A 15,041-nucleotide genomic window follows, 5' to 3' on the forward strand; every position below is an offset into this window, starting at 1 on the left:
CTTGCCCAAAATTTAGTAAGAATTTTTATAGATAATGAGACCATAAGATACGATGAATCCGAAGTACAACGAATCCCCTTTTTATTACAAACGAAGGACTACTCGGGAAGTAAAGGTGGGGGGAGTAGGAATCGGGGGAAATAACCCGATCCGAATCCAATCCATGATTACATCAAACACTCGTGATACGGAAGCCAGTATTTCCCAAATCGCCGCACTCGAAAAAGCGGGCTCGGAACTCGTTCGCCTAACAGTACCAAGTCAAGCCGATGCCGACAATTTACCGGAAATCCGAAAAAGAATGAAAGAACTGGGCCTTACTGTTCCTCTTGTTGCAGACATCCATTTCACGCCTCAGGTTGCTTTGAAATGTGTGGAATGGGTGGAAAAAGTAAGGATCAATCCGGGCAATTTTGCAGACAAAAAAAAATTCGATATCATAGAATATACAGACAGGGAATACGAAGAAGAACTGGAAAGAATCGAAGAAGTTTTCACTCCCCTTGTTTTGCGCGCACGCGAATTGGGAGTGGCAATGCGGATCGGAACTAACCACGGTTCCTTATCCGACAGAATCATGAATCGTTTCGGAGACACACCGCAAGGTATGGTGGAATCCGCTCTGGAATTCATTCGAATCGCAGAAAGAAATAATTATAAAGAAATCGTAGTCTCCATGAAAGCGTCCAATCCGCAAGTGATGGTCTCCGCCTATCGCTTGCTTGTTTCCCGATTTTATGAATTGGGCATGGACTACCCTCTCCACTTAGGCGTGACGGAAGCAGGTGATGGAAAAGACGGACGGATCAAATCCGCCATAGGAATCGGCTCTCTTCTGGAGGAAGGATTGGGAGATACGATTCGTGTTTCCCTCACTGAGGAAGCGATCGAAGAAATTCCCGTAGCAAAAGAGATTGCAAAAAAATACAATTCGATTTGGGCAAAGGAACAAGAGACGATCTTTGAAAAGGAAAAAGCGATATCGGTTTTTCGTGAATTCAGAGATCCTTATGAATATTCCCGGTTTTATTCCAGAGAAACAAAAATCGGAGAACTCGAATTAGGCGACAAGCATCCTGTTCGGGTGGAGACAGAATTTCCGTTTACCGGTCAGATTACTACGGAAGAGATTTTAAAACAAAATTTTTTAGGCAATAGATCTTCCAAATTCAACGAAATTGTATTCTTCCGAATCCAGGATGAGATGGCTCTCGCAGCACTCTCTTCCTTTAAAAAACTAGGAAAGATTCCAAACCCGGTTTCCTTCCAGCTTACCGAAGATCTGACGTTTCAATACGAAGGACTTGCGGAAGAAATCTTCTCTTTGCAAAAATGGGTGATAAACCCGTTTCTATTTGATGACAGTCCGGGGAACGAATCCGATGTTTTCGGGGAATTCTTGGATTTTATACGAAATTATGCAAAAGATCAGAGATCCGTCGAATTTCAAATCGAAGAAAAGGATTTTTCCAAAATCGATTTTTTAATAAAAGAGATCCGTAAAAGAAAAATCCAAAATGTATTTTTTTCAACTCCCCACTCTCAGTTAACGACTGTTCGTAGATTTGCATTTTTGCTAAAAGATTCTGATTTTCCTATCGTTCTCAGCAGCAATTACGATTCAAAAGAATCCGCCCTTTACGATTCCTCCATCCACTTAGGGGGACTCCTTCTGGATGGAATCGGAGACCTAATTCGGATCCGCCAAGAAGAGCCTGATCCGAATTCTCTTATCGAACTCACATATGATATTTTACAGGCAACCAGGCTTCGACTTACCAAAACCGAATATATCTCCTGCCCTTCCTGCGGAAGAACCATGTTCGATTTACAATCCACAACAGCAGTTATCAAATCCAAGACAGGGCATTTGAAAGGTGTTAAAATTGCAGTTATGGGCTGTATCGTAAACGGTCCCGGTGAGATGGCAGATGCTGACTTTGGTTATGTGGGTGCAGGCGTGGGCAAAGTGCACTTGTACCGTGGCAAAGAAATAGTCATGAAAGGTGTCGCCGAAACGGAAGCGGCCGACAAGCTCATTGAACTCATCAAGTCCAATGGAATGTGGGTGGATCCTGAAAATTAGTTAGAAGATTTTTTATCTTCCGAAAGACTATAATTCAAAAGTCCGGGAAATTCCCTGGAGACTCCGTTTAACTTATGTTGGATGGTTTTGAATTCGGAAAAATTCGCCAAAATGGTCGCATCGATTGCTTTGAATGTTGCGGCGAGTGCTTTTAATTTTTTGGCACGAATCGATTCTTCGCTTTCTTTCGGTCCAAGCTCTGGGCCCGAGTAATAAGTAATCGTATCCACTGCTTGATTTTGTTCTTCATCATCCACCAGAGTGGAACCCTGTCCGCTCTTCGCCAATCTGTATTGATTCATAACCTGTTCTAGACTTGTTTCATTCCAATCCAATATGATTGTTTGTTCCTTTTCTCTGAACCAGATATTAGTTAAAGAATATTGAAGCGGAAGTAATTTTTTAGGAGTAAAAACAATCTCTGCATCTTCCTTGTTTTCTTCCGGCAAAAAATAAGGCGGAGCTCCTACTTCTTCTATCAATTGATAGATAAATTCGGATTTGTTTTCGTTTGCAAGAACCAAACGGGTGATTGGTGCCTGAAGATCGGCCCCATCGGAAATGAATACTTTGAAATTACTTCTATGGTCGTAATTGGGAAGTTGAAATACGTTGAAAGGTACAAGCAGATTGAAAGGATTTTTTTCAGCTAATATAAAGAAGGTGAAAAATAAAAGTAGGGAGAACCAGGAAAAAAATAAAAACAAAAACCGATTGGTAGTGACTTCGATTCCCGTTCCCAGCCGGTAAAACTGTGAACCCCAAGCATATCCTTTCTCTTTTGCGATTTCGGAATATTCTTTAATCTTTGGATGAAGCATACTTATGAATTCCTTTAATGATACTACGTGCAATTTTTTTCTGATAAGACTTGTCTTGTAGGATTTTACTCTCTTTAGGACTAGTCAAATACCCCATTTCTATCAATACCGCAGGCATTAGGCTTCCCCGCAAGACGGAAAAATCCGCCTTTTTCACTCCCCGCGAAGTAATCAACGTGTCCATTCCCTTATCATAATCCGACTCAATGGATTCGGCAAGTTTTTTGGATCGCCTTTGCGTCACGCTCGACAACATCTGAGATTGAATTGTAGCCACTGTCTTATGAGAATGAGGAGTGATGAATTTGTTTTCCAAAAGAGCGGTCTCTCTTGCCTGTTCCGTGCTCGGACTTTGGGAAAGATAATAGATCTCAAATCCGTCCGCCTTTTCATTCAAGGAAGCATTGCAATGAAGGGAGATGAAAATCGAATCCCTGGTATCTTTCAGAATCGTATTGGCGAGCTTAGAGCGGTCTTCCAATTCCACGAAATGATCCGTCTTGCGGGTCATAAGAAGACGAATCTCAGGATAGTATTTTCTAAGATAGAGATAAAGATAACGCGCCACGGAAAGACTGATATTTTTTTCGAAATTACCGTCGGAATCGGATGTGCCGGGATCCTTTCCACCATGTCCCGCATCTATGATAATCGCCTTTACGTTTATGTTTCTTTTCGGAGTGGGTTCTTTGGGGATATCGACAAGCAGTTCTTTCTCTTTAAATTTATAACGCATGTCATACGATAGAAGATTTAGAAAAACGGCCTCTACTATATCGATAGGAAGATAGAGATCCCCGTTTTTGATCAAAGGAGGTTTCGGAATTTTGTTAATTTTATTATCCAGAGTATAAAAACTGGAACCGATTCGAAAGGAAATCTTTCCTTGAGGAGATTGAATATGACTGACCAAAGTGGATTCTTTGGAGCTAAATTTAAGTTCGGGGAAAAGCGGATTCAGATCAAGAAGAGAAACAAAACCGCCATTGCCGTACAATGGCAGCTTTACTGTTTCAGAAAATACGGAAGAGGAATCAAAAAGAATTAATAGAAAAAGACAAGAACCTATCAGTCTTTTTTGAAAAGGGAGATAATTCTTTTCCAAATCGATTTCTTCTTTTGCTGGGATTTTTTCGTATCATTGATATCAAACAAATTTCTCTTCACCTTAGATGACTGAGACTGTTTGTGATTTTGGTTGTTACTTTGATGATGTTTCGGTTTGCCTTTCGATTCTTGCCCTTGCGGTTTGTGATCCCTTCTTTTCTGTCCTGAAAATTTTCCGGAATCCTTTCCTGAAGTTTTTTCAGTTCTAGCGTGATGCTCATGGTGTTCATGATGAGACATTTTCGCAGGAGGATGACTCGGGTGATCCGGCTTTTTACGATCCCGATCTCTTCCGCCTCTACCTTGTTTGTCGCCGCGTCCGCCTTTGCGATCTCTGTCATGAGGCTGGCCTTTCCTTTCCCCGGGAATGGTTTCCTCAGGAAAGGCAGGGATAAATTCGCCGACGGGAAATTCCAGATATGCTTCGTTGATTTCGCCCACAGGAAGTTTGGAATTCAGGTATTTTTCGATCCGTTCCAACTCGGTATAATCCGTCTCGGAACAAAGCCCGATGGAACTACCCTTTCTTCCCGCACGTGCCGTTCTACCGATACGGTGCACATAATTTTCAGCATCTTGAGGAAGATCATAATTATAAACAACATCTATGTTTTCGATATCGATACCGCGGGAGGCAACATCGGTTGCGATCAGATATTTGTATTTTCCCGCTTTGAAATCGCGAAGCAAACGAATTCTTTTTTTCTGATCCAGTTCGGAAGAAAGTCCTGTGGCTGTGATTCCGTATTTGCGGAGGCTGGATACGATCCTCGGAATATTCATCTTATAGTTCGTGAATATGATCCCCAAACCTTCGTAAGACGAATTGAGAAGTGAATTCACAAGATAAGGAAGTTTTTCATCACGTCCGAGATGCAAAAGACTTTGATCTATTCTTTCGGTGATCACTTTTTCCGGATTGATATGAACTTCGATCGGATCTTCCAAATATTTGCTGGCAAGTCTAACCACTTCATAACTTAAGGTGGCGCTAAAAAGAAGACTTTGTTTTCTATTTTTGCATTTATGAAAGATGTATTTCAAATCTTGGACAAAACCCATATCGAACATTCTGTCCGCTTCGTCCAGGATCACAACTTTTACCGCATCCAAAGACAGGCCGTGATTTTTGACAAAGTCGATGAGTCTTCCGGGTGTAGCAACAATGATGCAAGCTTTGTTTCCGAGAGCTTCTTCCTGAGAACGATAGTCCGTTCCACCGATGATCGTTGCCACGCCGTAGTCGGTGAATTGCAAAAGTTTTTTCGCCTCTTCTCCGATTTGAATGGTGAGCTCGCGGGTGGGAGCAAGCACAAGCGCGTAAGGAAGTTTCTCTTCCTCTTCAGAGTTCAGTAACCTATGTAAGGTGGGAACCAAAAAAGCCATCGTTTTTCCGGTTCCGGTCTGAGCAAGACCGGTCACATCTTTGCCTTCCATTGCAAATGGAATCGACTTTTCTTGGATGGGTGTTAGGTCAATGTAACCGATTTTTTCTAATGCTTTGTGAAGAAGTTCGTGTAAGGGGAGTTCGGTAAATTTCATAGATTATTTTTTAATTGCGGCGACTTGAATCGTGTCGCCATAGCAGAATCGGTCTGAGTAGAATTTATACCCCAAAACAGGAAGTCTTCCTAGAAGACCTAAATCTCGGCTGGGGTGGTACGACATGGGTCTAGCATATTTCACCGCGAACCCGAGGCTTGACAAGAGTTTTTTCAAAGAGCGCAAATCATAGTCAAAAAAGTGATCTCCCGGATGGGTGCGAAACCATTCGTCCGGATTGGTCTGAAAGCTAGGTCCGAAAAAAGAAGGAACTGCAAGAAAAACAACCCCTCCGGATTTGGTCCAAGACCCTAACCTTTCCCAAAGAGATTCTATATCGGAAATATGTTCCAGGACAAAGAAAGCGGCAATTACGTCCAAACTGTTTTTAAAACTTTCGGGTGGAATATCCAAAACGGATTTTTTTTCCACATCCAGGCCAAGTGTAACTTTAGAATATTCAACTTCTCTTTCGGAGAGTTCCAAACCTTGCACGGAGAATCCTATCTTTCTCGCTTCATCCAAAAAAAAACCGGCAGCAGAACCTATTTCCAAAAGCTTTTTTCCTTTCGGGTTATTTCCAAAAAGCGAGCGCAAAACTTTGATTCGGCGAGTAGCGAGATTACGCAGATTCGCTTCGTCCTCGTAGTATGTTTTTTTATACTGCGCCTGGTATTCTTCCATAAAATAGGAATCACCGTATTCTCTATAACTTGCTTTTTTAAATTTTAATATCCCTGTGTTCGAACAAATATCGTAGTACTCGGGAAATTTTTTATAAGGAACAAAGGAAAACAAACTCAAAAGAAAGTCCGCTTCTTGGATTCCAAAGCCTTCTCGTAACCTGCACGAGCAGCTCTTTTGTTTTCGTAAGCTTCCGTCAAACTGGGATTGAGATCGATTGCCATCTGAAATTCCTGAAGAGCTCTTTTGAACTCTCCGTTCTTAAAATAACATACACCCAAATAATTATGGGCTTTCGCGGCAATGGAAGGCGACACGTCGGAACGAACAACGGTTGTTAGTTCATCTACCGCTTTTTCCCGATCCATAAGGGAACCGGAATCGATCAGTATCTTGGAAAGAACAAGTCTTGATTCCATATCTTCCGGATCTATATGAGAAGCGCGGAACGCTTCTTCTTTTGCCTTTCTGGATTGGCTTCCGTTTCCGCCCTCTGCATAGGTAAGAGCCAATTTTCTATGAGCGAGTTTGATTTCTTTCGGGTCTTTGGAATTTTCCAAAACATAAACAAGGCTTTTTTCCGCGGAAGGATAACTTCTGGTTTGGATGTATGCGTCCGCAAGTTTGATCCTTGCTTCATGAAGATCTTTTTTTTCGGAAAGGACTTCTTCATATTCCGCAATGGCTTCGTTATAATATTTTTGTTCCAGATAATAATCGGCGATCGCCAAACGGGAAGGCAGGTGATTTGGATCAAGAGCGCTCGCCTTTCGGAGTTCTTCGATTGCTTTGGTAGGCATTCCCGCATGCAAATAAGCTATTCCCAGATTGTAACGCGCCGATTGGTTTTTAGGATTGAGAGCTATGGCACCCTCGAAAGATTGAATGGATTCCGTAAAGCGCTCCATTTCATCCAGAATGATTCCCAGGTTCACATAAGCCGTTTCCGAATAACTGTCGCCAGGCGTCATTCGGATGATTCTGCGGAACAAATTTTCCGCCTCAACCAATTCGCCTTTTTTATAATAGAGTTCGGAAAGTGCGAAAAGGGAGTCAGTATCATTCGGCTTGAGTAAGATCGCTTTTTTCAAAGCTTGGATGGCAAGAGAAGATTGCCCCATGGAAGTGAATGCTTCCGCAATAAAACGATATATTTCCGGCTCGTTGGAATTTGAATCCAAAGCTTTTTGAAAGAACTTTGCCGCCTCTTCCGGATTTTTTCTTTTTAGAAAAATCAAACCGAGGTTGTAATAATTTTTTGCATCCGCAGGACGAAGCCTTGCCGCCTCTCGGAAATAGTATTCCGCCCGGTCGTAGTCTTCTCTGGAATAAAAAATAGATCCCAAATGTCCGTAGGAAAGTGCGGCTACATTCGAGCTGGGAGAAGCAAGTGCTGCCTTTTGAAACTCTTCAATCGCTTCGGGTAATTTCCCCTGTTTGTAATAACTGATAGCAAGATTGTAAGAAAGAACAGGATCGTTCGGTGCCAAAGATTGCCCTTCTTTATAAGCATCAATGGCTGCTTTCGGATCACCTATTTCCTGATAAAGATTTCCGGTAAGCAGCGCAACCCTTGCATCATTCGGAGCGATTTCTTTCGCTTTCGCAGCGGCTTTTCTAGCTTCTTCGAATTTACCGGAATGTTTGAATGCCAAAGCAAGATTGTAGTAGGCAAAATAATTTTTAGGATCGTATTGGATCGCTTTTTCCAATCTTTCGATGGAGCTGATATAACGCCCCGCTTCGTCAAACATCACACCTAGAACGGTGAGTGCGACCGATTTGTCTTCATCTTTGCCAGGGGTGTTTAAAAATTCTTCGCAAACACGAAATGCCTTGTTCACATAACGGTCATGATACGAATTCAGGCAATTGGCAAGATCCGAATTGATGGAATCTTTCGGAAGATAGGATTTGTCCAGAAGAAGTTCCAAGGATTTTTTGTCTTGGGGAAGTCCTCTTAGGGACTTGGCAAGTTCTTCGGGATCCGTTTTCTTATAATAATAAAAATAATAAACCGCAGAGGTCGCTGCTACAGCTAACAAAAGAATGATGGTAAGCCAAAAGAAAAAAGAAAGAACGGGTTGTCTGGTTTCGGTATTAGAACCGTAAGTGGACTCTTCCGCACGAGGATCCCTTCCCAGATTCCTTAAGTAAGGATCTTCCTTGTAGTAGCTGGGTTGGGAAGAGTTCCTGTCCTCTTCCATTCGGAATCTGTTTTTCTGGATCGGGTCCATCTGCCTCTACCCTAGTTAGGATTTTTCGCCAAGATCTCTTTTTTGTAAAAAGCGTCTAACAAACCATTAATGAAATTCGCCGATTCGTCCGTTTCAAATTCCTTTGCCAATTCGACTGCCTCGTTGATCACAACCGGCGCCGCAAGGAATGGTTCCTTTTTTAGACTCAAAATGGAAAGACGGAGGATACAACGGTTCACAACGGAAATCCGCGATAATTCCCAATTTTCGGAATATTTCTTAATTAGAGTATCGATCTCTTCCCGGTTTTCCACCACTCCTTTCACCAGAAAGATGGCGTAGTCCTTTTCTTCTTTGGAGGTTTTTTTGTCGTACCAGTCGAACTTCATCGCTTTGGAAGGTTCGACTCCGACCAGGTCTATTTGATAAAGGCACATCAGTGCCAAAGAACGTCCTGTATGGCGGGAACTCATCCTAACTCACGAAACAAATTTGCCATCTCGATCGCAGTCGTTGCTGCTTCGTAACCTTTGTTTCCTGCTTTGGTCCCTGCTCTCTCTACCGCTTGTTCGATGGTTTCCGTGGTCAAAACTCCGAAGATAACCGGGATCTGAGCACCAATGGCCAGATTTCCCACTTTTGCCGCTTCTCCTGCTACCAAATCATAATGTGAGGTAGCTCCGCGAATCACGGCGCCGAGGCAGGTGATCGCCGAAAAAGAAAACTTTTTGGAGCTGAGTACTTTCGAAACAGTAGCGGGAAGTTCATAAGCGCCGGGAACATAAATCACTGTTACATCCGATTCCGCGATTCCATGTTGGCGGTAAGCATCCAAAGCCCCTTTCAAAAGGCTTTCGGTAATAAATTCATTGAATTTGGAAACGATCACACAATGTTTTTGACCGCTCCCAATACGATTTCCTTCAATTCGAATATGTGTCATGTAATTCCAAGGTAACAGAGGGGTTTTATTTCGCAAGACGAATGACAAGTGTGATCTTGCCTTCCGGATTTTCCACCACTTCAAATCCGTCTTTTTCCAAGGCTTTTTTCGCCCGATACAAAGCCAGATTGACTACATTCTCCCTAGAAGCCGATTGTTCCTTTCTTTTCAACATAAAAGAACCTCTGTATGTTTGAAGATCGGCTGGATAACATGGCATTCTTAAATCTCATTCGCTTTACAAACTGGAAATGATCCCGAGTTATGTCCTATAGGCATGAAAAAGAAACAGACTCAGGCAAAGAAGAAAGCCAAAGCACCTAAAAAGAGAAAACCGATTGTTTATTCCGAAAAAGACTTTGAAGTAAAACCCTCCTCGGTTCCGGGAATCGGAATGGGACTTTTCACAAAACAGACATTATACAAAGGCGATACTGTAGGTTATTATCAGGGAAAAATCATAACTGACGATGAGGCGGAATCTCCTAAATATGTGGATTCCAAATACCTGTTATGGATTTGTAAGGATTGGTGGATTTACGGAGAAGGAAAACTTTCCAATTACACCCGATTTATCAATCACTCCGGCAAACCGAATGCCGAGCTAGTAACTTCCGTTCGTTGGAAGACTGCAAGATTCAAAGTATTAAAGACAATTCCCGAAGGCAAAGAAATCTTTTTTGATTATGGAAAGGATTATTGGGATAATGTCGACTTCAAGCCGAAGTAACGGATCTATTTAAATACCCGTTTCAAAAGAACAGAACTTGGCCACAGGGCCAAGTGAGAACATAGATACACGCAAAAACCAATTTCCGATCAATTCCCTACCGGAGGTCTCTTTCGCCAAACGACAATCTAAAGAAGATTGCTGTGGTGTGGAGTCAGCTTGGTGTATGAAGGTTTGGAATCAAACTTTTCCAACTCTTCCGCATAACGGATGATAGCATCACCCAAACGAAATGGTCCTTCTGGTTTTTCCATGTGAGTCCATGCACAAAGCACAAAGTTCACTCCGAAAAATAAGAGGGAAAGAAACAAAGGAAGTCGAATCGAAAGTGCCATAAAGTTCCTCCCAACAAGTCCAGTTTGGAAAACCCCGTTTCCTTGACAAGTCCATTAGAATGGTTCTAAGCAGTTTACACGAGAATTTGCTATCGGATCGACCCCTATTTCTGTGGGCGCCTCGAAGGCCGTCCTAATAGAAAAAAAGGACGATAGCCTCGACCGGGCTCTTCAGCGACTCCGCCTACCGGCTTCGGTCCTACGGACGACGTCCTTCGGCCGTCCCGCTTGCGATCCCTGGCGCGGGGGTTTATCGGAGAAGGAGTTTTTGGAATACTATCCCCGCCCTATCGACATTGGGTGGGGTTAACCACCCGCCACCCAATGCGGTTCATTTAACACAAATTTGTCGGCTATGCAAATCGATTTCCTTTTCAAGGAAATTTTTTACAAATAAGTTCGCCTTTTTGCCTAAGAGATCTTATCTTCTAACAAAAATCGCTGATTTGAATATCGGGAAATAGGTTGTGTTCGGATTCTATCTTCGCGAGCGAAGCTTCATCTATCTTTCCGGTTTCCAACATCGATTTCAGATGTAAAAACAAATTGGAATGAACATTGGTTCTGCGAACTGCATAATCAACCATTGTCCCCGTTTTCATAATGAAAGCCCAATCGGAACTTTGCAAAAGCAAGATTTCCCTTCCCATCTGTTTGAGAACTCGGATAACCAACGGATCTTTGGAATCTTTCAACTCGCTCGCTTTATGAAACATGTCGATGGATAAAGAATGGATATGTTTGTAAATCCAATCATTGGAAGGATTCAACCAGACATCTCCGTATCCGTTCTCTCCCCAACTGGACATCTGCATCTTTACCGACTGAACTTTAGGAACAACCCTCGTTGCCTCCAAAGGATGAATGGGCCGAATCACACTCTGATCAAAATGCATTTTTTTGAATAAAAACTCGATGAACTGAGGACCTTCATACCACCAATGACCGTACAACTCAGCGTCATACGGAGATACTATGATAGCAGGCTGTTTATTTTCGGAATACAAAGCCTCGGCCTGAGCGATTCTATTTCTTAAAAAATCTTCCGCATGATTGCCGCAAACTTCCATCGCATCATCCGGATGATAATATTCTTTATAAGCGGTTTTACCCGTGATTTTATGATATTTGATTCCAGTATTGATTCTGATTCCGTTGGAATGCAGAAACGGTTCAATATAATTATAATCCAAATCATGTCCGATGTCCCGATAATATTCCCGGTAATGAAAATCTCCCGGATAACCGTCAATCGAACTCCATACCTGACGTGAGCTCTCCGTATCTCGTCCGAAAGCGAACACTCCGTACCCTACTTCGACAGGAGAATAGACTCCAAACATCGGTCTAGGACTCGCGTGATTTATCCCGTGAGTATCCACAAAAAAATAACGAAAACCTTCTTTGTCCAAGTCGTCTTCCAGTCCGGGGTAGTATCCGCATTCGGAAAGCCAAATCCCTTTCGGGTCGCGTCCCCAAATCTTACGAAACGTCCGCCTACCATTTCTTAGTTGGGAGCGAATGATACTGGGTTCCGACCCGTAAAAAGGAAGAAAACCATGCGTAGCGGGACTTGTTATGATCTCCAGATTCCCCGATTCCACAAAAGGTAAAAACTGTTTTGTCAAATCTCCTTTTGTTTCCTCGAAAACGGAAAGACTATCTTCAAAATGAGAAAGATAATAATCGGATAAATAATTCAGATGAGGATCGAACTTGGTTCTTTTTTTTTCTTCTCTGGCAAGAGAGATTAGATTTTTTATATATTTACGAAATTGATTTTGAAGATATTCATCCACAAGCATGGAAGACAATGTAGGAGTAAAAGACATTGTAATCCGAAACGGAACATTTTCTTTTTTTAAATTTTGAAATACACGGATCAAAGGAATATAGGTTTCCAAAATCGCTTCGTTCAACCAATTTTCTTCAATGAACGGTTGATCATACCCAGGATGCCTAACAAAAGGAAGGTGGGCATGCAACATCAGTAATAAATAACCTTTAGGGTCTGTCATTGGTTTATATGAGAATGGGAAGCGAATCCGGAAGACCCACCCATTATTTCCCGGCTCCGAAGAAATTTTTTAGATTCGGCGGAATAGTATGCTTCGGAAAAAACCCAATGGCCCGAATCATTTTTTTTTACCCATCCTGACTCGACCCAATTCGGATGAATCCACTCTTCGTCTAACAAAAACGATTCGGTGGCTTTCGGCAAATCTCCGGTCTTCGTTTCCAAACAAAAACAAGACCTTTCTCCGAAGAATGCAAACAAAGAAGCACTGATCTCTTTTACGAAAATATCCCATTTGCAATAATAGGAAGAAGTGAAAGCCGAAAGATCATACCAATCCTCCGCAAAACCTGATTCCTTTTTGTATTGTATTCTCAACTTAAAGTGAACTTGTTCCATGGAAGGAGCACCCAATTCCTTCGGAAGGGAAATAAATCTCGTCGGATCAAAATTCCAGAAAACAAATGCTTCCTTCGGATTTCTGACAAGCACCTTTACCAAATCTTTTTCTACAGGCGGAATCGGTTTTAGAAATTTAGGATCATTATAAATCAGATAACCGGAGCTTGTTTCCAAAGTCGTTTGAATCTTTTCAATCGGATCCGTAGGTACAGTTTTTTTGTTGGCAGTGGCCTTTTTTTTAGGACTTGGCTTTTTTGAATCTGAGTCTGCCATGAAGATAAAAAATCTTAGTTTCCTTTACCGGGAAATTCGTTTATAGTTGTAACTGCGAAGAAGGGGGTCTTCAATTCTTTTTTATTTGACTCTCTATTTTTTTGGCTTATTACGAATTACAAACAAAGGATGAATGATGAAAATTAATTACACTTGGAAACACCTAGACCGCTCCGAAGCTGCAGAAACATACGGCAATGAAAAGCTGGAACGTGTAACAAAATATGTTGGGAAGGTATTGTCATGCGACGTATCTTTCGAAACCATCCACGGAGAAATCCACGCCAACCTCAAACTCAACGCAGACGGAAACCATTTCAACGCTCATAACGAATCCAAGGATATTTATGCATGTATCGACGGATTGGAAGACAAAATTCTCTCTCAAGTGGGCAAACACCACGACAAAAAAAGCTCTCGCTAAGATAGCGTAGTCCAGAAACTCTCTCCGAGGATGTTCCAAAAATCAGACGAGGCACTACATTCTCTCTCCCTCGGAGAGTTCGAAAAAGCAAAATCGGTTTATTCCGTACTTTTAGACAAAGATCCGGAAGATTTGGAATATATAAGCGGCTACTTCGTGGCAAGTTTCTGGGACAACCGACTGGACCTTGTTTTGCGAACCAGAGAGGGAAGAGACCGGGGGAATCTACTTCTCGAATATTTTTCCCTATTTGAAGAAGAATCTAAAAAAAGAAATCTGGATACTACAGAACCATACCACACCTGTATGAGGTGTGTTTTGGAAGAAGCAGCCCAACATTTGAAACTTGCCTACCAATGGGAAGGTGCCAATGCACTCGACTCGGAAACATTGGGAGATCTCGCGGTATGTCTTATCAAAATCGGAGACTACAAAACCGCTCTCGAAATCATCCAATATTCCAGCGGAAGAAACCGTTTTTCCCCGAATCTAAAGTTTTTCCTCGCGGAAAGTTACTGTATGACCGGTAAAGAGAAAGAAGGAATCGAAACATACAGATCCGCTTTTCTGGACGATCCCAATCAATTCCGAATGGATCTTGTTAGCTGGCCTCCCCTTTTGTCCCTCATCGAAGAAGCTAAAACCTTGGTAAAAACCGAAGATGAACTAAAGGAAATTCTGCCGGTTCTCGCTTGGAAAAGCGGTTTATTTGCGACGGGAAAAAGAGAAAGCATAGAAGATATCAAATCCTGGCAAAAAGAGATCGCAAGACTCAGTGAATCTGCAAAGAAAGGAAGCGGTTATAGTTTTAAAATCAAATGTAGAATCGAACAATACGCCTACTTTATTATAGAAACGGCACCGCAAGCAATTGCCAGGGATGCCGTTTTATTTGCGCAAAAAATTCTGGAAGAGATTTAATTAACGTTCGGTAGCAGCTTCAATCAGATAGTGGATTTCCTCTGCGGCACTTCCCCTACCCGTATTCAAATAATAAGTTTCCAATTCCTTTAAGCCGCTGATCGAAGCCGGTTCCGTTTTCAAACGATTGATGAATTCTTGTTTTTGATTGCCTGCGCTCAAATCAATGCTAGTCGGCTCATTCAAATAGGAAGTATTGTCGATCACCACTCCTGCCGAATCATTGAGTTTGATTTCTGTAGAAGAATACCGACTTGCAAAAACAACCACAAGACTAAGTAACATCACTGTGGAAAAGGAGTATTGAAGGTTTCTATTTTCGAGAATGTTTTTGATAAACAAAAAGCGATTTGCGCCAGGAGATTCGATTCTTTCGTTTTGGAGCAGATTGGCAAGTCTGGTATCAAAGTCGGAAGACATACGCGGCATGATGGTTTCTTCTTTTTTCCGCAGTTCCCTGAATAAATTGCAGAGATGGGATTCGAGAACTACCGATTCTTTTTCATCGGAAAATAAGTGGGGGTACTGCGCACGTAACCAATTTCTAATATTCATAAT

Annotated in this window: 16 protein-coding genes; 4 read left to right on the forward strand and 12 right to left on the reverse strand. The window is 42.1% G+C overall.

Annotation, left to right across the window (positions count from 1 at the left end):
* The first annotated feature begins 52 nt into the window (after nucleotides 1–52).
* Complete coding sequence (gene ispG / locus DI077_RS11565) at nucleotides 53–2,086, forward strand: (E)-4-hydroxy-3-methylbut-2-enyl-diphosphate synthase (protein WP_109019232.1); 2,034 nt, start codon at nucleotides 53–55, stop codon at nucleotides 2,084–2,086.
* On the opposite strand, the gene DI077_RS11570 is transcribed toward ispG, so the two are convergent.
* The 8 genes from DI077_RS11570 to DI077_RS11605 are packed head-to-tail and all read right to left on the reverse strand — an operon-like array spanning nucleotide 2,083 to nucleotide 9,556.
* Nucleotides 2,083–2,907, reverse strand: a complete 825-nt coding sequence (locus DI077_RS11570; RefSeq protein WP_109019231.1) for an LIC_10740 family protein — start codon at nucleotides 2,905–2,907, stop codon at nucleotides 2,083–2,085. The genes ispG and DI077_RS11570 overlap by 4 nt on opposite strands.
* Entirely contained in the window at nucleotides 2,888–4,012 is a 1,125-nt protein-coding gene (locus DI077_RS11575) for an N-acetylmuramoyl-L-alanine amidase (RefSeq protein WP_242935174.1), read from the reverse strand. The genes DI077_RS11570 and DI077_RS11575 overlap by 20 nt, the downstream gene beginning before the upstream one ends.
* Complete coding sequence (locus DI077_RS11580; RefSeq protein ID WP_109019230.1) at nucleotides 3,976–5,556, reverse strand: DEAD/DEAH box helicase; 1,581 nt, start codon at nucleotides 5,554–5,556, stop codon at nucleotides 3,976–3,978. Before DI077_RS11580 ends, DI077_RS11575 begins: the two co-directional genes overlap by 37 nt.
* A gap of 3 nt (nucleotides 5,557–5,559) precedes the next feature.
* The gene (locus DI077_RS11585) at nucleotides 5,560–6,360 is read right to left on the reverse strand and encodes a class I SAM-dependent methyltransferase (RefSeq protein WP_109019229.1); all 801 of its coding nucleotides are present in this window, start codon (nucleotides 6,358–6,360) and stop codon (nucleotides 5,560–5,562) included.
* Nucleotides 6,357–8,477: a tetratricopeptide repeat protein gene (locus tag DI077_RS11590; protein WP_109019228.1), complete on the reverse strand. Its 2,121-nt coding sequence runs from the start codon at nucleotides 8,475–8,477 to the stop codon at nucleotides 6,357–6,359. Before DI077_RS11590 ends, DI077_RS11585 begins: the two co-directional genes overlap by 4 nt.
* Nucleotides 8,478–8,488: 11 nt before the next feature.
* Nucleotides 8,489–8,911 (reverse strand): transcription antitermination factor NusB, encoded by a 423-nt coding sequence (gene nusB / locus DI077_RS11595; RefSeq protein WP_109019227.1) that lies wholly within the window; start codon nucleotides 8,909–8,911, stop codon nucleotides 8,489–8,491.
* A complete protein-coding gene (gene ribH, locus DI077_RS11600; RefSeq protein WP_109019226.1) occupies nucleotides 8,908–9,381 on the reverse strand; it encodes a 6,7-dimethyl-8-ribityllumazine synthase in 474 nt (157 codons plus the stop codon). Before ribH ends, nusB begins: the two co-directional genes overlap by 4 nt.
* A gap of 25 nt (nucleotides 9,382–9,406) precedes the next feature.
* A complete protein-coding gene (locus DI077_RS11605) occupies nucleotides 9,407–9,556 on the reverse strand; it encodes a hypothetical protein (protein ID WP_242935175.1) in 150 nt (49 codons plus the stop codon).
* 102 nt (nucleotides 9,557–9,658) lie between these two features.
* On the opposite strand from DI077_RS11605, the gene DI077_RS11610 reads away from it, so the two are divergent.
* Nucleotides 9,659–10,111, forward strand: a complete 453-nt coding sequence (locus DI077_RS11610) for an SET domain-containing protein (protein WP_109019224.1) — start codon at nucleotides 9,659–9,661, stop codon at nucleotides 10,109–10,111.
* Nucleotides 10,112–10,239: 128 nt separating this feature from the next.
* On the opposite strand, the gene DI077_RS11615 is transcribed toward DI077_RS11610, so the two are convergent.
* The 3 genes from DI077_RS11615 to DI077_RS11625 form a co-directional block, all read right to left on the reverse strand.
* Nucleotides 10,240–10,446: a hypothetical protein gene (locus tag DI077_RS11615; RefSeq protein ID WP_109019223.1), complete on the reverse strand. Its 207-nt coding sequence runs from the start codon at nucleotides 10,444–10,446 to the stop codon at nucleotides 10,240–10,242.
* A 428-nt stretch (nucleotides 10,447–10,874) separates the two neighbouring features.
* Complete coding sequence (locus tag DI077_RS11620; protein ID WP_109019222.1) at nucleotides 10,875–12,464, reverse strand: glycoside hydrolase family 57 protein; 1,590 nt, start codon at nucleotides 12,462–12,464, stop codon at nucleotides 10,875–10,877.
* On the reverse strand, nucleotides 12,461–13,138 hold the full coding sequence (locus DI077_RS11625) for a hypothetical protein (protein ID WP_109019221.1): 678 nt from the start codon (nucleotides 13,136–13,138) through the stop codon (nucleotides 12,461–12,463). The genes DI077_RS11620 and DI077_RS11625 overlap by 4 nt, the downstream gene beginning before the upstream one ends.
* A 136-nt stretch (nucleotides 13,139–13,274) precedes the next feature.
* Here DI077_RS11625 and hpf point away from each other — a divergent pair, with 136 nt between their 5' ends.
* Nucleotides 13,275–13,562 (forward strand): ribosome hibernation-promoting factor, HPF/YfiA family, encoded by a 288-nt coding sequence (gene hpf, locus DI077_RS11630; RefSeq protein ID WP_109019575.1) that lies wholly within the window; start codon nucleotides 13,275–13,277, stop codon nucleotides 13,560–13,562.
* Between the two features lie 30 nt (nucleotides 13,563–13,592).
* The gene (locus tag DI077_RS11635; RefSeq protein WP_109019220.1) at nucleotides 13,593–14,483 is read left to right on the forward strand and encodes a tetratricopeptide repeat protein; all 891 of its coding nucleotides are present in this window, start codon (nucleotides 13,593–13,595) and stop codon (nucleotides 14,481–14,483) included.
* Here the strand turns inward: DI077_RS11635 and DI077_RS11640 are convergent, their stop codons facing one another.
* Nucleotides 14,484–15,038: a hypothetical protein gene (locus DI077_RS11640; RefSeq protein WP_109019219.1), complete on the reverse strand. Its 555-nt coding sequence runs from the start codon at nucleotides 15,036–15,038 to the stop codon at nucleotides 14,484–14,486.
* Nucleotides 15,039–15,041 lie beyond the last annotated feature (3 nt).

This window comes from Leptospira kobayashii (assembly GCF_003114835.2).
GTDB classification, from domain to species: Bacteria; Spirochaetota; Leptospiria; order Leptospirales; family Leptospiraceae; genus Leptospira_A; species Leptospira_A kobayashii.